Source organism: Chryseobacterium sp. S90 (genome assembly GCF_047444895.1).
GTDB lineage: Bacteria > Bacteroidota > Bacteroidia > Flavobacteriales > Weeksellaceae > Chryseobacterium.
Window position 1 is genome coordinate 101,784 of record NZ_JBLGCX010000009.1, and the last position, 19,277, is coordinate 121,060.

Annotated in this window: 16 protein-coding genes; 3 read left to right on the top strand and 13 right to left on the bottom strand. The window is 35.8% G+C overall.

Going from position 1 to position 19,277, the window contains the following annotated elements; translation table 11 throughout:
- Positions 1–27 precede the first annotated feature (27 nt).
- Positions 28–894, top strand: a complete 867-nt coding sequence (locus ACLMCG_RS20315) for a hypothetical protein (RefSeq protein WP_413960960.1) — start codon at positions 28–30, stop codon at positions 892–894.
- Between the two features lie 46 nt (positions 895–940).
- On the opposite strand, the gene ACLMCG_RS20320 is transcribed toward ACLMCG_RS20315, so the two are convergent.
- The 8 genes from ACLMCG_RS20320 to ACLMCG_RS20355 all read right to left on the bottom strand — a co-directional run bounded on the left by ACLMCG_RS20320 (position 941) and on the right by ACLMCG_RS20355 (position 10,279).
- Entirely contained in the window at positions 941–2,323 is a 1,383-nt protein-coding gene (locus ACLMCG_RS20320; RefSeq protein ID WP_047421987.1) for a tetratricopeptide repeat protein, read from the bottom strand.
- 207 nt (positions 2,324–2,530) lie between these two features.
- Positions 2,531–3,502 (bottom strand): quinone oxidoreductase family protein, encoded by a 972-nt coding sequence (locus ACLMCG_RS20325; protein WP_413960961.1) that lies wholly within the window; start codon positions 3,500–3,502, stop codon positions 2,531–2,533.
- Positions 3,503–3,645: 143 nt separating this feature from the next.
- Entirely contained in the window at positions 3,646–4,227 is a 582-nt protein-coding gene (locus ACLMCG_RS20330; RefSeq protein ID WP_413960962.1) for a Crp/Fnr family transcriptional regulator, read from the bottom strand.
- A gap of 46 nt (positions 4,228–4,273) precedes the next feature.
- A complete protein-coding gene (glmM, locus tag ACLMCG_RS20335) occupies positions 4,274–5,656 on the bottom strand; it encodes a phosphoglucosamine mutase (RefSeq protein ID WP_413960963.1) in 1,383 nt (460 codons plus the stop codon).
- Between the two features lie 68 nt (positions 5,657–5,724).
- On the bottom strand, positions 5,725–6,741 hold the full coding sequence (locus ACLMCG_RS20340) for a DUF4421 family protein (RefSeq protein WP_413960964.1): 1,017 nt from the start codon (positions 6,739–6,741) through the stop codon (positions 5,725–5,727).
- 217 nt (positions 6,742–6,958) lie between these two features.
- Positions 6,959–8,992, bottom strand: coding sequence for a ferrous iron transport protein B (feoB, locus tag ACLMCG_RS20345; protein ID WP_413960965.1), 2,034 nt, complete (start codon positions 8,990–8,992; stop codon positions 6,959–6,961).
- Positions 8,992–9,246 carry a FeoA family protein gene (locus ACLMCG_RS20350; RefSeq protein ID WP_047421995.1) on the bottom strand — a complete coding sequence of 85 codons (255 nt, stop codon included), beginning with the start codon at positions 9,244–9,246 and terminating at the stop codon, positions 8,992–8,994. Before ACLMCG_RS20350 ends, feoB begins: the two co-directional genes overlap by 1 nt.
- Positions 9,247–9,379: 133 nt before the next feature.
- Entirely contained in the window at positions 9,380–10,279 is a 900-nt protein-coding gene (locus tag ACLMCG_RS20355) for a GLPGLI family protein (RefSeq protein ID WP_413960966.1), read from the bottom strand.
- Between the two features lie 184 nt (positions 10,280–10,463).
- On the opposite strand from ACLMCG_RS20355, the gene ACLMCG_RS20360 reads away from it, so the two are divergent.
- Entirely contained in the window at positions 10,464–10,961 is a 498-nt protein-coding gene (locus tag ACLMCG_RS20360) for a DinB family protein (RefSeq protein ID WP_047380021.1), read from the top strand.
- A gap of 51 nt (positions 10,962–11,012) precedes the next feature.
- On the opposite strand, the gene ACLMCG_RS20365 is transcribed toward ACLMCG_RS20360, so the two are convergent.
- Positions 11,013–13,724, bottom strand: coding sequence for a hypothetical protein (locus ACLMCG_RS20365; protein ID WP_413960967.1), 2,712 nt, complete (start codon positions 13,722–13,724; stop codon positions 11,013–11,015).
- 565 nt (positions 13,725–14,289) lie between these two features.
- On the opposite strand from ACLMCG_RS20365, the gene ACLMCG_RS20370 reads away from it, so the two are divergent.
- A complete protein-coding gene (locus tag ACLMCG_RS20370) occupies positions 14,290–15,171 on the top strand; it encodes a cupin-like domain-containing protein (protein ID WP_223598148.1) in 882 nt (293 codons plus the stop codon).
- Positions 15,172–15,223: 52 nt separating this feature from the next.
- Here ACLMCG_RS20370 and ACLMCG_RS20375 read toward each other — a convergent pair whose 3' ends face one another.
- The 4 genes from ACLMCG_RS20375 to ACLMCG_RS20390 all read right to left on the bottom strand — a co-directional run bounded on the left by ACLMCG_RS20375 (position 15,224) and on the right by ACLMCG_RS20390 (position 19,274).
- Positions 15,224–16,012 (bottom strand): choice-of-anchor J domain-containing protein, encoded by a 789-nt coding sequence (locus tag ACLMCG_RS20375; RefSeq protein WP_413960968.1) that lies wholly within the window; start codon positions 16,010–16,012, stop codon positions 15,224–15,226.
- Positions 16,013–16,111: 99 nt separating this feature from the next.
- On the bottom strand, positions 16,112–17,836 hold the full coding sequence (locus tag ACLMCG_RS20380; protein WP_413960969.1) for a hypothetical protein: 1,725 nt from the start codon (positions 17,834–17,836) through the stop codon (positions 16,112–16,114).
- Positions 17,837–18,002: 166 nt separating this feature from the next.
- A complete protein-coding gene (locus ACLMCG_RS20385; protein ID WP_413960970.1) occupies positions 18,003–18,731 on the bottom strand; it encodes a metallophosphoesterase family protein in 729 nt (242 codons plus the stop codon).
- A complete protein-coding gene (locus ACLMCG_RS20390; RefSeq protein WP_413960971.1) occupies positions 18,732–19,274 on the bottom strand; it encodes an RNA 2'-phosphotransferase in 543 nt (180 codons plus the stop codon).
- Between the last annotated feature and the right edge of the window lie 3 nt (positions 19,275–19,277).

Consider the following 19,277-nt stretch of genomic DNA (forward strand, 5'->3'; position numbering starts at 1 on the left):
TATATTTGACCGATTTAACTTATAACTATGAAAAAAATTCTACTTTGTGGCTCAATAGCCTTATTAACACTTTCGTGTTCTTCTTCGCGTGATGATGTTCCTTTTGACAACAGTGATCCTTCCACTCAAAACGTAATTCTTCCTACAAAAATGATTATGGACGGTATTGTAATGAAAATCAATTACAACGGAACCAAAATCATCAGTATGATTAACAACATTAATCATGGGCAAAGAATTGAATTCGCTTACACAGACGAATATGTTACTGGGATTAAACATTACGAAAACAACGTTCTTGAAAGTACGGCTGAATACGGATATTCCAACGGTCGTATGGCCTCTGCCATTACCAAAGAATATTCTCTTACCGGTACGGTACAAAACACAGTTACATTTACTTATACTTATGCAAGTACTACAGAAATTAACGTAAAAAAACAAACGAATTCCGGGGCTGCAGGGTCTTCTGTAATCAACAGTGTTTTTACCTACAACAATGGAAATATGGTAAGCAACGTAGGCTCAGGAACTGGAACCGTAAATGGAAACACTGTCAACTACACAGAAAAAGAAACTTACACTTATACGGATAAAAACTATCCTTTTAAGAATGTAAAAGGCTTTGATAAAATCATATTCAATGGAAATGAAAGCGACGGGGTAAGCATGTTATTTTCAAATATAAAGAACAGCTTAAGTACTTATAAAGGACAGTTTACCAACACCACTGCGGGCGGAGGAACCGGAACGGGAACAACTTCACATAAATATACCACTATTTTTAACACCGCAGGTTATCCGTCTGTTGAAGACAGGCAGTCTCTTGATATCAATGGGAACCCCAATACAAGTGCTCCAGATAAATTTATTTACGAGTACAATTATCAATAAAAAAAACCTGCATTTCTGCAGGTTTTTCTATTATTTTTAGATTAATCTAGTTCTTTTTCTTCACTTTAGTCGCTTTAACCTTTTTCACTTCATCTTTAATGAACGGATATTTTTTCTGCATATCCTTAACTAAAGACGGATCAAGATCTAACGCTTTCTGAAGTGATTCTGTTCCTTTATCCTGATCTTTCAGATTGAAAAAACAGTTACTCAACTGATAAAACAGCTCAGCTCTGTGATGCTTTTTTATAGCACTGTTCAAAACAGTTACAGCATCTTCGTACTCTCCTACCAACATCAAAACTTCTGAGTAGGCATACCAGTTGTAGAACCTTGTAGGTTCTGCATCCACCAGTTTTTTAAGACAGGAAAGACTTTCTTCAAACTTCCCTGAATCGATGAAAAGAAACGCTAATCTTTTTTGATAGTCAAGGTTGTTTTCATTCAGCTGGGTAGCTTCTTTGGCATAATGCAATGCTTCAGACATTCCGCCCATTTCTTCATAAAGATAGGACTGTTCCATCATTGCAAGATAAAACTGAGGGTCTTCTCTCAATGATTTCTGGAATGCATTTAAAGCTAAAATAGGCTGTTTTAATGCCTTATTGCACAATCCGATCTTATAAAAAGTAAATGCTTTTGTGTATTCCAGCTCCAGCATTTCCTCATAAGTCTCGATAGCTTTCTGGTATTGTCCCATAGCTTCATAACAGGCTGATTTATTAGCATATACCCCTACAGAGTTTGAGTTGATTGCCAATAAATAATCGTAGCCTCTTATGGCTTCATCATAATTTTTTCTGTTGAAATAGAATTGTCCATATTCAAACCAGGCGGTTTCAGAATAAGGGAATTCATCTAAATATTCATTAAGAAAGGCTATAGCCTCCTCGCTCTTATTCAGGTCACTGAAGCACACCATACAGTTTTCCAGCGAATATTCATCCGTAGGATCTTCTTTCAGTGCTTTTCTGTAATGTTTAAGTGCGTTAAAAGGATCTCCGAGATTCACATATTCATCCGCAATAAAGTTGTGGAGAAAGTTTTCTTCTTCCTCTAATGTCAAAGCTTTTTTACAAATTTCAATGGATTTTCTGGGATTTCCTAAGCTCGAATAATATTTGGCGTAACAAACCAAAAAGTCTGTGTTCTCCATAGAAGCACCTTTCAGCTCGTTGATAAGTTCTTTCGCCATATTATAGTCTTCCCATTCCAAAAGGATCTCAAGTCTTTTGATCTTGATATCCAATGAATTGGGATGAAGCTTTAGTCCATAATTAACAGCCATATCAGCGTAATTAAAATCACCAAGCTCCAAATAATAAACAATAATGTCTTCTAACTCTTCTGTATCAAAGTAGAATTCGTCATTGTTTTCCATCATTTCCTCGAACTTTTTTACAAGTTCATTTCCAAAATACTCTTCCAATAGTGTCCTCTTTGTCGGCCTGATGTCTGAATTTGCTTACAAACCTCGGCAAACGTTTAGTTAATAATACATCTGAAACTGATATTCAAATATTTATGCAAAGTTGCAACTTTTTTTTGAATTTTCTAGTTCATAAATTTCTATTATAAAAATAGTAAAAAAAGAAAACCGATAAAAGGATTGTGGATAAAAAAATGGAAATTGGGGTTAAATTCTTATGACCAGACGTTTTCCGCTTTGTATCTCAGCATTCCATACCGTTTCGATATTTTTAATATCAACCTCTTCCGTTTCTATTTTAATTTTTCCTTCCAGAGCTGCCTGATACATTTCCGGAATGATTTCGGTAAACAGAAGTGTAGATTCTTCTTTGGTCCAGCTGCCCAATCCCGATCCTGAAATCTGAATATCAGTTCCTCTGAGAATCTGTGAAGACAGCTGAATGGTATCACCGCTCATTCCTCCTATTGTTACCAGTTTTGTTTTATGGGAAAACGTTCCGTCTCCTTTGAAAGCTGATAAGGTCATTTCTACAGAATGGCCCCAGATATAATCCAAAACAACATCTATAGGGGTTTGCCGGTGAATTTCGTTTATTTTTTGTTTAAAATCATGATCTTCCTGTTTGAGAGAAACCACCTCATCAGCTCCCAACTCACGTAAAGCCTGTAAGGACTCTTCATTTCTTCCTGTAACGATAATCTTTCGGGCGCCATATAATTTGGCTATCTGAACGGCTATTCTTCCTGTAATCCCTGTTGCTCCATTGATCAATACTGTATTTCCAGGTTGCAATCCCGCCTTGAATTTTAAAGCCATTGCTGATCCCATGACCGCGTTGGGTAATGCTGCTGCTATAGAAAAATCCAGTTCTTCTGGAATCGGGACCATCATTTTTTTATCGGCTACAGCTTTTTCAGCTACGGTTCCTTTCTTACTGAAAAAATATACTTTATTTCCATTCTTCAGATATCCTGCTCCATCGGTCCCTATAATCGTAGGCTTGTGTTCCTTATTTTCTGTTGAATAATGATTTCCTCCTGCTCTGGCTTTGTCAAGATTTTTAATAGACGCTGCTTTTACAGATACTAAAATTTCATTTTCCTGTATTGTTTCCGGTTCCGGGAAGTCTGCGTATTGAGGGAGGCTTCCTTTTTCAAATACTACTGCTGCTTTCATTCTTTTAATTTTTATACAAAATTATGAGGGATGAATGCTGTGCAGCAATAACATTTGTTATCAATTGGGGAGGAAGCTATAGGAAGAGAGGCTGGAAATTTATAAATCTGGAAATAGAATTGAAAGTGAAGGATACTCCCTGCCTATCCCAGTCTCTCTTTCAATATTTTGCTTTTGATTCTGCTGAGATGTACTGTAGTAATCCCGAGATAGGATGCAATATAATGCTGCGGAACCCTTTTAATGATCTCCGGTTTTTGTTTAATCAAATTCAAATATCGTTGCTGCGGCGTGTCTTTAATGAATGAAAAGAAGTGTTTCATATAATCAAATACCCTTTCAAAAAGGGCATCCATAAAAAGGTTTCTGAGTTCAGGATTTTCGTAAACTTCTTCCAGAAAAGCTTCTACATCGGGTTTGTTGATTTTGTACAGGATACACGGTTCTATAGTCTCAAATGACACCATACTCGGCAATCCTTTTTTGAAGCTTTCAAGGGAAGAAAACATTGTATTTTCAAGAAAAAACTGGAAAGTGACATCTTTTCCGTCATTATTATACCAGGCTCTTACTATTCCTTTTTCAATATAATAGGCATTGCAGGAAACCTCATCTTCCTTTAAAAGCAAGGTTTTGGCTGGAACTTCCATACGTTCAAAGCTGCCAAGAAATTTCCTCCATTTTTCTTTAGGAAAAGGAAACCTGTTTTTAATATGCTCAAACATGCCTGATATAAAAAAGAACGGAACAAATGTCCGTTCTTACTATGTTTTAGATTAAACTTTTAATTTTAGCAATGATATCATCACCTAACTGATCTGCTTCTTCCTGAGAATGAGCTTCTGTATAAATTCTGATAATCGGCTCTGTATTAGATTTTCTAAGGTGAACCCAGTTGTTTTCAAAGTCTATTTTAACGCCGTCTACTGTAGAAACGTCTTCATTCTGATATTCCTGCTCCATTTTGCTTAAGATAGCATCTACATCAATCTCCGGAGTCAGTTCTATTTTCTTTTTACCCATGAAATAGCTTGGATATCCTGCTCTCAGCTCAGAAACTGTTTTGTTTTCTTTGGCCAAATGAGTTAAAAACAAAGCTACTCCTACTAAAGAGTCTCTTCCGTAATGTAAATCAGGATAGATAATTCCCCCGTTTCCTTCTCCTCCAATCACTGCATTTTTCTCTTTCATCAAAGTAACAACGTTTACTTCTCCCACAGCACTGGCAAAATATTCTGAATCATGCGAACGGGCTACATCTCTCAAAGCACGGCTGGAAGAAAGATTGGAAATAGCCGCTCCTTTTTTGTGTTTTAATAGGTAATCAGCAACTGCAACCAATGTATACTCTTCACCAAACATTTCACCTTTTTCATCAATCAGGGCTAATCTGTCTACATCCGGATCTACCACAACTCCTACGTCTGCATTTTCTTTTTTCATTAATTCGCAGATGTCTCCCAAATGTTCTTTCAAAGGTTCAGGATTGTGTGGGAAGTGACCTGTAGGCTCACAGTATAATTTAATGGTTTCACAACCTAATTTGTCCAAAAGCATAGGAATTGCAATACCTCCTGTAGAGTTTACCGCATCCAGGGCTACTTTAAAGTTTTTAGCTTTGATTGCTTCCACATCTACCATTGGTAAATCCAGAATCTGCTGGATGTGGATATCAAAAGCATCATCTCTTGTTTCATATTTTCCAAGATCATCCACTTCTGCATAGTTGAAATCTTCACTCTCTGCCAAAGCCAGTACTTCAGCACCATTTTCCCCGGTGATGAATTCTCCTTTTTCATTTAGCAGCTTTAGTGCATTCCATTGCTTTGGATTGTGGGAAGCGGTAAGGATGATTCCTCCGTCTGCATTCAGCTCAGGAACCATTATTTCAACTGTTGGCGTTGTAGAAAGACCAAGATCTACCACATTAATCCCCAATCCCTGCAATGTAGCAGTTACCAAAGAAGAAACCATCTGACCAGAAATTCTGGCATCTCTTCCAATGACGAGGGTAAGATCTTTTTTATTTTTATTATTCTGAAGCCAGGTTCCGAATGCGGAAGCGAATTTTACTACATCCAGCGGTGTTAAGTTATCATTTACTTTACCGCCAATGGTTCCGCGAATTCCGGAAATAGATTTTATTAATGACATGATGTTTTTACTTTTATTTTGTTCTTTCTAAATTTTCCAACGCAAAGATACTTAAAAGACCTTTCAACTTATAAAACGGGAATCTTTTTTTGGATTTTATCATAGGTATTTTTTACAACTTTCGGTGGTGCAAAACGATAGCCTATATATAACAGTCCATAAAGGTTATTATTTTCTATCGTCTGGTTATTTTTCTGGTCGTAGGCATGTGTATTAAAATTCATTTTGCCTCCAAATAAAAACCGGTCTGTATTGTAACCGATATGAAGCCCTCCCTGCATTCTTATCGTTGCATACTGGGCACTTTCTTTGGATCCTCCATTCTGAAAATCTCTGTAGCTGGAGAATTTTCCTCCAATTCCAGCTGCCAGATAAGGTGAGATATTGACATTCTTTCCAATTACCCAATTATAGAAATATCCGATATTCCCTCCGATATTATATTGTGTTTCTTTGCTTTTTACACCATCAATTTTATTTCTGAAAATAGTAAGGTCATAGTCCACAAAAGGAACCCAGCTTCCGCTGCTTTTATACTGCCATTCTCCCTGCGTGTAGATACTTCTTGCTGAAAAGTTTTTATTGAGAATATAGGAGGTAGATCCTCCAAAGGTTTGTACCCTTAAATCAGGAAACTGAATATAAGGATCTGTTCCTTCCTGCCATTCCGGAGATAGGTCTTTCATGTTTTCTACATAAAAACCACTTACATTTTTATAATAAACATTCTGGATAAATCTTCCGGGAAAAAACCTGAAACTAAAATCGGTATAAGAACTCTCCCCTTTCATTTCATCATCATTATTTCCATCTAAAAATCTGGGAGCAAATGATATAGTCGCACTTATTATTCTATAATCAACTGAAAATGATGTTTTGGTTTTATTGTTGATTGACAGGTCCATTTCGAAGGCATTTTTACCTTCTCCTGATGAAAAAACATAGTTCTCGATATTGGTATCAAGATTCACACGAATCATTACCTGGTCTGCATAAGACTTGGTATTTGTGGTATCAGATTGTGCTTTACCCTGAGCCCCAAATAAAGAAAATAAGACTAGAGAACCTGTTTTTAAGAAATTCAAATTAATAATTTACATTAGAAAGATGAATTTACTACATTTTTTTCAATTACCTGATGAACCTAATATTAAGAACAGCCACAATCTTTATCGCAGTTTGTTCTTTTGGAGCTGAATTTCTTAGGGGCGAAATTCTTTTTAAGTACTTTAAATAAAGAGTAACAAGCGAATGCTACAATTAATGCAATAAGTACATATTGAATAATTAATGATGATTCCATTACTTTAAAATCTGATATACTATCATCGACACAAAATATGCCAAACCTGTCATCATGACCACCTGAAAGCCGGTCCATTTCCAGCTTTTGGTTTCTCTGTAGACTACTGCAAGTGTAGAAACACACTGCATTGCAAATGCATAGAAAAGAAGAACCGAGATTCCGGTTGCAAAGCTGAAGACTTTTTCTCCGTTTGGTTTCACATCTCTTCTCATTTTATCAATTACTTTTACTTCCGGAGCATCATCCTCAAGACTGTAAAGGGTAGACATTGTTCCCACAAACACTTCTCTTGCCACGAAACTTGTAAGAATTCCTACTCCCATCTTCCAGTCGTAGCCCAGAGGAGCAATAACAGGTTCTATTCCTTTACCCATTTTGGCAAGGTAAGAATGATCCAGATGAACGTCCGTAGCGACCAGTTCATTTGTTTTCTGGCTTGGTCCGAAATAGCTCAGGAACCAGATGATGACACTTACAATGAAAATGATTTTCCCTGCTCCCGTGATGAAATCCCATACTTTTCCTAAAACCATTTTAAAGTCATACCCGAAAAGTGGTTTTTTATAAGCAGGAAGGTCCATTACCAAATATGTTTTTCCTTTACTTTTAATAAATCTTTTAAGGATTGCTGCTGAGAATAAAGCAACCAGGAAGCCCAGAAGATACATCCCCATCAGAACCAGTGCTTTATATTTTATCCCTAAAAATGTTCCTTCTGAGATAATCAGCCCGATAATAATACTGTACACCGGAAGTCTCGCAGAACATGTCATAAATGGTGTTACCAATATCGTCAGCAATCTTTCTTTTACATTTTCAATGTTTCTTGTTGAGATCACAGCCGGAATAGCACAAGCCGTTCCTGATACCAGCGGAACAATACTTTTTCCATTAAGGCCGAACGGGCGAAGCAATCTATCCATCAGAAATACAACTCTTGCCATATATCCTGAGTCTTCCAGTAAATAAAGGAAATACAACAGGATTCCAATTTGCGGTGCAAAAACGACAATTCCTCCGATTCCCGGAACGATTCCGTTTGAAATCAATGAATTTATAGGTCCTTCAGGAAGGTGTTCGCTAGTGAATGCTGCCAGCCATGAGAAGGTACTTTCAATCCAGTTCATCGGATATTCTGCAAGAAAGAAAACGCTTTGGAAAATAATCAATAGAATGGCTAAAAAGACTACATATCCCCAGAATTTATGTACTAAAACTTTATCCAGTTTTTCGGTTAATAATTCTTTGAACTGGACTTTTTTAGAAATTACATCTTCCAGTATTCTGTCTACATTCTGATATCTTCTTACTGTTTCCTGAACCTGTAATCTTTTTGGAACCAGGCTTTTTGTATCTGCTTCATTCAGCTGTTCCATTACAGAACTTATTCTACCCAGGTCTGTACCCAGTGAAAGACTCATCCAGGCTTTATATTCATTATCGAAACCTTTATGTGCTGCCAGTTTCTGAATAAAATCTCTGTGTTCGTTCGGTGTTTCAAAAGAAACTTTATTTGTTGTTACAAACTCATTATTGTAAACAGCTTCTCTTACTTCATCTATTCCGATCTGCTCTTTGGCATTGGTCTGGATAATTTTAATGCCTAATGCTTCGGAAAATTTTTGAATATCGATGGTGATCCCTCTTCTTTCTGCCTGATCAATCTGATTGACAATCAAAATCATTGGAATACCAAGGTCCTGAATCTGCTGAAACAGAAGCAGTCCTCTTTTTAAACTTAATGCTTCAAGAATATAAACAACACCTGCATAGTTTTTCTGCTCATCAATAAGGTATTTGGAAAAAATAGCTTCATCTTCTGAGCTCGGATATACACTGTAAGAACCTGGAAGGTCAATAACCTCAACATCCTGATCTTTATAGGTATAGTTCCCAGAATGGCTTGCAACGGTAACGCCGGCATAGTTTCCGGTCTTCTGCTTTTTGTTGCAAAGCGTATTAAAAACCGTTGACTTTCCTACATTAGGATTTCCGACTAAAAGTATCTGTTTTTTCTTGTTTTCCTGCATTAATTCAATTCTTCAACAATGATGTAATCTCCTTCTTCCTCGCGAAGAGCAATCCGGCTTTTTTCTGCTCCAAATTCTACATACATGGGCCCATTGAACGGAGCCTGATACAAAATCCTGAAAGCGGTTTCCGGAAGAAGCCCCATTTCAATGATTTTATTGGGCATTTTAAGATGGTCATTATCATACCCCAATATCTTCCCCATTTTGTTTTTAGGGAATCCACTTAATTTATGTAATCCTTTCTCTTTCAAAGCCTAATTTTTAGTCCTGCAAATATACGCTATTTAAATTTAATCTAAATAACGTTTTGACATAAAAGAAATCACCCCAAACACATTGCTGTATCTGGGGTGATTCAAAATATAATTTAGTTGATATGAATGCTTATTTTTTCTTCTTGTCAGAAGGCTGTTCTTTTTCTATTGGATTATCATTGGATCCGAAGAAATCTTTCACCTGTTTTTCCAGCCTCTTCATGAAATCTCCTACTGTTCCATCTGTGCCCGGCATTGGTCTGCTCATATTTTCAGCGGTCATATATGGGCGCGACTCAGCAAACGGATCCGCCTTATAACCTTCGTAAGATTTAAGGAATTTCTCTTTGCTGGTAGGAGTTACCGTATTGCTCATCATTCCCATCTTAGCATTGATTTTATCAGCATAAGATAATTCGTCGTAGTTCTCTATTTTTTTATTTCCGCTTAGCTGCCATGAGTAGTTTTTATCGGCATCTTCAACTTTTACAATAAGGCCTGGAAGTCCTTTAAATTTATACGGTCCATCCTGAAAAGGGATATCTGAACTGAACCATGCAGTCCATTTTCTTCCTCCAAACTCTGTTGTAGCTTTCTGAGCATTATATTCTCCCACTTTTTGTTTTTCAGGTAAAATGTTCCATTGTAATTTCGGATCATCTTCATATGAGAATAGATTTCTGCTGATTCTATCTACATACTGCACTTTCATATCCGGATAGTTTTTGATGATTTTATAGGAAAATTTAGGCCATTTAATCAGCTTAGTCATGTCCTTAAAAGATTTGGTTTTCTCCATTTCTTCTATCTGTATTTTAATGATAGAATCCTGAGCCGGCATTGTATAATCCTGGTATATTGATTTCTTAGGTGTAATATCGAGAATGGTTATTATTTTATCCATTCTGGCTGAATCTTTCTTCGGTTTAAAAGTCAGTTCATAAAAGAAACGGTTAGCTGTTTCTTTTGACTCCTGAGCTCCTGCAAAAGCAAAAAGAGCAATAAGAAATACGGAGAATAACTTTTTCATTGTAGCAAGTTTATATAATAAGTACCGGTTGTTGTGATTTTGTTACAATTTTTTTCAAATTTTATTTTTTTAAGAATCTATCGGTGTATTCCAGACTGTGTAGGGCAAGTGAAAAATTATGATTCTCTTAAAACATTTTCATTTTCAAAACTCTTACCTTTAAGTTTCTAAAAAACAAAATATTATGGACACTTTATCTCAATTAAAATCCGAATTGGAGGGAGAATTTCAAACCACAAAAAAGTTTATTGAATTGTTCCCTGAAGGAAAAAATGACTTCGCTCCCCATGAAAAAAGCATGAAAATGATGCCTCTTGCCACCCATCTCGTAGAAGTTTTTGAATGGCCGAACACTATTTTGAAAACTTCTGAACTGGATTTTGGTAAAGGCGACTACAAACCGACAGTTCTTTCTACAAAAGATGATCTTATGAAAAAACTGGAGGATGATTATCAGTCAGCAAAGACTGCATTGGAAAACAGTACTGAAGACGATCTGAATCCCAGCTGGACTATTAAAAATGACGGTCATGAATTGGCAAGCTGGAGTAAGTATGGGGCGATCCGACATGCTTTAAATCAGATTACCCATCACAGAGCACAATTGGGCGTGTATTACAGATTAAACAATATTCCTTTGCCGGGAAGCTATGGGCCTTCGGCCGACCAGCAAAGCTTTTAATACGTTATTATATCTCAATAAAAAACCAATCCTAATGGATTGGTTTTCTTGTTATTTAAAATTGAATTTTACGCTTAACATCACCTGACTAGGTCTAAGTTGCATCGTGGTCTGTGTTATTGTAGTATTATCAATTTCTATTCTTTCAAATACTTTTTTGTTGGCAATATTCATCCATTTCAACTCGAAATCAATTTTCTTTTTTGTCCATGAGAACTGATAAGAAAGATCAAAGAATCCATTGTTATATTTTACATCTGCAGACTTTGAATTGATCTGATCCCAATAAAATCCTATAATATGGTTTTCTAAAGGATAAAAGAAAACGTTTAGGTTATGGGTATATCCTTCTGTTTTTCCTTTATTTCCCGTAAGGAAAATATTGGATGTCTTATTCCATGTTTTAGAAGCATTAAAGTCTACACTCATCCATGAGAAATAGGTATTGTTAAATTTAACCCCAAGAGTATTTCCGTTCGTTTTATTATCTATATCATCATCATTTCTTATAGATTGTGACTTAGATATTGAGTTGTTATAACTTAATGATGCATTAGTTTTAAACTTAGGAAAATATTTTCCTATTTCTACATAATAAGTATTGCTGGTTCTTTTATTTTCTCTTTCTAAATATTCCGTTACTCTGAAACCTGATTCATTTACGACACTTGAAGCAATAAGGTTATTTTTTGCATCACTTATTCTATATCCTACATTAAAGAAAAGATTATTCAACGGGTTTCGGTATTCCAATCTTACACCTCCATTTTTTGTATTGGTTTCAGGGATCGGGTTATTAGGATTCATCACATTGAATCCTCCCGGGCTTGTCAGAATATAGCCCGCATAAGCAGTTTGAATATCTCCAAAATTGTTACTGATTCCTCCATTCACACTCGCTTTGAAGAATGAAGCAAATGAATATTGAGCAAAAACATTAGGAGTAAATGTTACTTTACTCAAAGATTTGGAAACATTTCTAAATGCATCTTCAGCTTTAATATTATTGAAGTTTACAGGGAAACTTGAAAATAAACTCCATGACTCAGATTTATAATTAATCCCTACAGAAGCCGACGGATTAATTCTAGTGAACTTGAGATCATTCTCATAAGCTAATGTTGCAAAATCAGGTTTATTACCTACAGTGCTTCCATCAAAGTTTGTTGTCAGGTTATCAGTTGAAAGATCAAATCCTACCTGTGGTGTAAATGTCCATCCTTTTGATGAGAAACTTATGTTTGCAGAATGTGATGTATCTAAAGATTTGATTCTGAAATACTGTAAAGCCGTACTTCCAGGTGTGAATTGTATTGTAGTAAAATCCTTACTTCCAGGTTCTTTGTAAGGAAACTGCAAATAATTAGCTGGAGAAATTTCTAAAATCTGTTTGTCATTCTGATAGCTGATATAGGATTTGAAATTCACCATTTTTTCTTTCCATGGAATGATTGTACTCAAAGAGTTTTGAAAAGATGTAGTAGGTGATTCAAGCGCCTCGTTTCCTATTCTGTACCCTTGCTTATCATTTCTTTCTGCAAAAGCCCTGTCCCCATTCCAGAATTGAGAGAATGTGGTTGTGTTCTTGAAGAATCCTTTTTTAGCATTTTTAGTAAATATTAATTCTCCTTTCAATTTATCTGTATAGAAATTGTTCAGGAATCTTGTTGTATATTGCGTTCCTTGCTGGATGTCTCTGGTAACGCTATTGGACTCTCTTTCCACTGCATTATTAGTATAGTTCGCGTTAGCTTTGAGTTCCCATTCCTTCTTTTTATCGATATTGGTGAGATAATTCGCTGAGAGGTAATGAACGTTGTTCATCAAATATCTTTTCACCGGAAGATTAGGAGTCTCTGCATTTTCTACATTTAGCCAATTATTTTGAGAAATATTGCTTCTTCTTCCCTCCCAAGAGCTACCAAATGCCAAAATGTTTCCTTCATTTTCTACCTGTTCACCCATGTTATTTGTTTTGTAATTGACTACCCACTGGCTTTTTTGTCCAAAGAACATAGGGGTAAGTTTTACATTCCAAAGCCAGGGATCTCCGAAACCTGTTCCCACTTCTCCTCTCCCTGTCATGGTTACAGAGTTTTTAAGCTTTATATTGATAGCGGCCTGGTCTGAAGGGACTTTATCCTGCAGGATTTTTACCGGTTGGTGATTTTCCAGTACTTCTACTTTCTGTACAGCATCTTTTGGAAGGGAATTGTTAATCGTTCCATAACCGCCTTCCATCAAGTCTTTTCCGTTGACATAGAATTTATTAATGGCATTTCCCTGATATAGAATTGTTCCGTCATTGTTTACTTCAATTCCCGGAATTTTTTTCATAACATCAGCAAGAGTCCTATCATTTTTGGAATTGAAAGCTTTAAGGTCATATGAAATGGTATCACCTCTGGCTGTAATCATTTTTGTTTTCAGCTGAACTTCTTTAATTTCTGTCGCTTCAGACTGCATTTTGAAATTCAGAGTCTGGTCGCTGTTACTGATTTGCTTTGTGAGAGGTTTCTGATTAAATGCTTTCACTTTTAGATCCACATTGGCCTCTCCGGAAGTGAAGGTTACTTTATATTCCCCTTTAGAATTGGTAATTCCATAAGCTAAAATAGCATCTTTGCCTGGTTCTTCTACGGTAACACTGGCGCTTGGTATTGCTATCCCGTCATCATCAGTAATCTTTCCTGAAACAGTCTTCTGTGCAAAAGTGAGCACAGTAAAGAAAAGCATCAGAAATAAGGAAATATTTTTTTTCATACTTATTATTTGCTCAATTAGTTAATCATTGTGGTTTTTTGTTACACTTTTATAAAGATGCCTTTTATAAGTAAAAGTTAAATCTTTTTATCACTACAAACATAGTTATAATTTTGCTTTTTACAAGGATTAAAAAACTAATTGTAAATTCTTTTAAATTATTAACTATAATTAACAAAATCAATGCTTGATTTCTTTGTGTTTTAACAGAAACATTATAGATAAATTATATCAAATTTTATTTTTATTTATTTCATAATCTCTTTGTTTAAAGCTTCTGATTTTATGATGTGTTAAAAAAAACAATGGCTTAAATAAATATTTCATATTAATTAATAATAAAATCGCAGTTTAAAGTTTAATCATTTTTAGATCATTGGCGTCTTATAAAGCCAATTTTATTCTATTTCAATAACAAAAACAGGAATTTGATTAATTAATGGAAAAAATAATATTTTTAACTATTCCAAATAGTAAAATCTGATTTGAATCATAGATTAAAAAAAAATTAAACAGAAGGATCGTTAACATTTATTTAATAATTTTGTCATATAAATTTACTAAAATGGGAATTATTTTAAAGCCTATAGATGTTGTAGATGACATTTCCAAAGAGGAATTCTACGAAAAATATCTGAAGCCAAGAAGGCCCGTTGTCATCAAAAATATGGCAAAAAAGTGGCCTGCTTACCAAAAATGGACGATGGAATACATGAAGCAGGTAGTAGGAGATGTAGAGGTTCCTTTATATGACAGCTCAAAAGCAGACCCTTCTGCTCCCATCAATTCTTCTGCCGCAAAAATGAAATTTGGAGATTATATAGATCTCATTCAGCGGGAACCTACGGATCTCAGAATTTTCCTTTTTGACCCTATAAAATTCGCACCGAATCTTTTGGAAGATTATATTTCTCCAAAAGAGCTTATGGGAGGATTCCTGGATAAATACCCTAATATGTTCTTCGGAGGAAAAGGATCTGAAACGTTCCTTCATTTCGATATTGATATGGCGCATATTTTCCATACTCACTTCAACGGAAGAAAACATATTCTTCTTTTCGATTATAAATGGAGAGAAAGACTTTATCAGATCCCTTACGCAACTTACGCATTAGAGGACTATGATATTGAAAATCCGGACCTAACGAAATTCCCGGCATTGGATGGTGTGGAAGGAATTGAATGCTACCTTGAGCACGGAGACACTTTATTCATGCCTACAGGATGGTGGCACTGGATGAAATATCTGGATGGAAGTTTCTCTATTTCTTTGAGAGCATGGGACAAATCATGGGCAGTAAAAGCTCATTCTTTATGGAATCTAACTGTACAGCGCAAATTTGATGATGTTATGAAGTCCCAGTTTAAAAGTAAATACATGGACTGGAAAGAAAAGCTTGCCATTGAAAGGGCAGAAATCGCTTTAAAAAGAGGTTTACCAAGATAAATAAAAAGACGTTTCAATTGAAACGTCTTTTTTAATTCTATTATAAAAAGTTTTATTTCTTAATAATTTTATAGCCTTTTTCAGTCTCTCTATCTTTGACCTTTACTATATAATTTCCTGCAGCCAGTTCGCTTACGTTTATAGTTCCGTTTTCTGAATTCATCATTTCTTTTTTCACCAGTTTTCCATTAAAATCATAGATATTGATTTCAGAGATCTTTGTTTTATTTTTGATATATAAGATATCTTTTACCGGATTTGGATAAATAGATGCACGGCTGTTATCCGCTTTTGCATCAGAAACTGATAGATTGTTTGCTGAAATCTGGAAATCATCTATCCCGATAAACCAGATATCGTCTGTAGTGGAATGGAAAGCAATATAAATGGTTTGACCTACATAAGGGGTCAGATCATACGTATACTGATTCCATGAAGTAGGAGGTTTTACTGCAGCAGCGAGCGTATTGGTAAGGCCTGCTACGGTAGGGGTGGTTGTTGATACTTTTATATCCACCGTCTCAGCAAGCCCGGCCCCTCTGTTTCTTGCCCAGAAAGTAAGCTTATCTGATACTCCTGCAGTTACTACTATAGCGGGACTAATGACATAATCATCGTGAGCAGTACTGCCATATTCCAATCCCAGAAAATGCGTTCCTGAATGAGGTGCATTGAATGAAGAATCATAGGAATCCCAGGTTTCCCAGGTTCCGGGGTCTCCTCCATTAATTACCGTCCAGTCGGCAGGCATTGTTGCCGAATCAAAACTTTGAGAATATTGTGCCAGCAGACCTATTGGTACAAAGCACAGCAATGTTACGAATTGATAAATTTGTTTCATAGTGTTTTGTTTTGAATACTAATTTAATAAAAAAACTAACACATTGATTAACAAATCACTATAAAAGTAAAAATAATCTGACTTTTTATGAGAAATTCTCTACAATACCCTATAAACAGGATATTGTCTGAAAGTCTTTTCTTCAAAGTAAGGGGAATGTCTGTACACCCAATCTAATTGTGCTTCTCCATCTTCAGACAGTTTTTTATCAGATGCTTTTGCTGCTTCAAAGGCTTCTTTAAGTTTTTTATCATTTTTCAGCAGTTCTGCAGCCGTATCTTCAAAAATATAGGCAGAATAGTATTCTTTCTGAGCCAAAATCCAATCGAAGAAATTCCAGTTAAAAAAAGAGTCTAATGCCTCAGGTTCAAGGGTTTCTATGATATATTTTACTCCAGCCTGATTGGTGGAAACCAGATAATCTCCGGCTGAAAACACCATATTCTTTTTGGAAGCATCGACTGTTGTTTCAAAATGCAGATAATGACCTTCATAAGGGTTTTTAACGGTCTTAAATTCTTTAATTTTATAAGATTCAACCGCTAAAGTACTGTCTTTTTGAATGGGTTTCATCTGAATATTATTTCTTCTGAATTCTTCAATGACCCGGTACTGTGACTGGGGAATTACATAATATTGAGGAATAGTAATATATCCCGTTGGTACCGCAGTAGTAAAGAGTTTTATATTTTTTGTAAAGGGTTTGTTTCTGTCATAATATAACCTTGGTTTTCCAGAAACATCACTGGGTTTGTATTTTCCTTCGTAGCCTTTAAAATCCATGGTAGAGAACTTCGTAGAGTCTATTTTCCAACGGATGCCATATTGTTTACCCGCCTGATATTGTTTTAAGTTTTCAATGCGGAGCTGTTTTATCGTACGATAATCTTTATCTAGATTCTGAAGATTGACCAGCATATATTTGTAAGTAGCATCTACTCTTTTGCCATAAGGCTTCAGCATATGGGTTTCAGGAACGGTTCCTAAGGAATTGAATAGTGATGTATAGCCTGTGGAGTATCTCGGAGAGTCTTCAAATGAAGCAAAGCCTACTTCTGGAACATCACCATGAATATTGACATAAGGTGTGCTTTCATAGCCCAGCTTCTTCATATCTTCAAGGTTTTTAGCCTGATAATCATTATAGAAATAAGTCCCCAGAGTATTTCCAAGACGTTCTTTAAAGGTAGAAATATAGGTAAAAGTATATTGATAATCAGCACCGTTGCTGACATGATTATCAATAAAAACATCCGGTTTTAACCACTGGTAGATCTCCTGAAAACTTCTGGCATTTTTGGAATCTGCCTTAATAAAGTCTCTGTTCAGGTCATAATTTCTTGCATTTCCTCTGAAACCATATTGTTCCGGCCCATTCTGATTGGCTCTGGAGTAAGAACCCCTGTTCAGCATTCCACTCACATTATAAGCCGAAATAGCAGCGATGATAAAGTTCTGCGGAGTTTTAATTTTTTTTGTGGCAAGATCTCTCATCAGCATCATGGTTGCATCTATTCCGTCCGGTTCTCCCGGGTGAATCCCATTGTTGACAAAGAGAATTGCTTTATCTTTTCTTAATTTTTCAAGGTCTTTTTCAGCAAAAGGGTTATAAAAAACGACATAAATAGGTTTTCCATTATCATCTTCCCCTTTTTTAAGATACTGAATGGTATTAAAATTCTTAGCCAAATCCTGATAGTAGCTGTTCATTTCATCATAGGTAACGGTTTGGTTGCCATTTCCTTTTTCAAAAGGGGTCTGAAATGATTTTTGAGCAAAAAATAAAGTAGAACTCAGGATGAATAAAAGATATTTCAGTTTCATTGAAGTGATATTTTCAGACTTTAAAATTAATCATCTTTTATGAAAGAGCGAATGGTTAAAATTTTAAAGAGAAAAATGATAAAAATATTTTACTAAAATAGAAACCCCACAGGTTTTGAACATCTGTGAGGTTTATTTGCTGATCTATAATTTATTTGAATATACTTCAGTTTCTTCCTTTTTCATTTGGATAGAAAGATGGAAGTGGATCGCTTTGCCAGAATTCTTTGGAATTGATATCCATGATGGATAAAGAGCCGGTATAGGCTGCTCCCGTATCCATATTCCAGACATTGGCTTTATTGGCCGGCGTTCTAATCCCAATATCAAGAGTGGGTGTATGTCCGATAAATATTTCTTTATATAAAAGCAGCCTTTTGGGATACAACGCTGAATTCTTTTCCAGTTTTTTGTCCATTGCTACTGCGGTTTCCCAAAGGGTTCTGTCCCAACGGTAATTACTGGAATAGACTTCCCTTTCCGGGCCGTGCATGGAAGCATATCCGGCATGAATAAACAGGCGGTTCTGATCGTCAATATGATAATTTTTCATCCTTTGAAAGAACTCCAAGTGAAGATCCATATCTTCCGGGAGATAATCAGCATAGCTTTCTACAGTGCTTTTTCCGCCGTTGAAAAGCCATACATCAGGATTTTGCCCAAATGCAAGCCAGTCTTCACACCATGCATCATGGTTCCCTTTAATGAAAATACATTCCTGTTTTTGGGAAAGATCCATTAAAAACTGTATAATTTCTGCAGACTCACTCCATCCATCCACATAATCTCCGAGGAAAATCAGTTGATCATTTTCTGTGACTTCTGCTCTTTCAAGAACCTGCTGCAAAGCTTTAAATCCTCCGTGAATATCTCCTATTACTAATGTTCTTTTCATTTACTTAGAAATGTATTTTGCATCTACAAATTCCGTGAGCCAAACTCCATTTGCAGATTGATAGAAAGATAATCCTTCCTGATGCATTGTTCCGGTTCTGATGGTAAGAATCACAGGTTTGCCGTGTCTCATTCCGACCTTTGTAGCAGTCTCTTTATCAGCACTTAAGTGTACATGCTGACGGGTTCTTTTTTCAATTCCTTTTTCTAAAATTGAAGAAATATTAGACTCTGCTGTGCCGTGATAAAGAAATTCAGGTGGTTGTTTTGTTTCCAAAGCCAGGTCAATATCAATAGAATGTCCCTGACTTGCTCTGATCATGGTTTTATCTTCGTTAAAGGCAAAACGTTTTTTATTATTGGTTTCTACTACCTGATCCAGTTCTTCAGGAGTAAAATATATTCTTTTCTTTGCTGATTTTGCTCTCAGCTCTTCTATATCTGCCCAACCGTTTTCATCCAGCGTAAGTCCAATGCTTTCTGGCTGATGTCGTAAGATCAGGCTTAAAAATTTACTTATTTTTTTCTTTTCTATTTCGTTCATGGT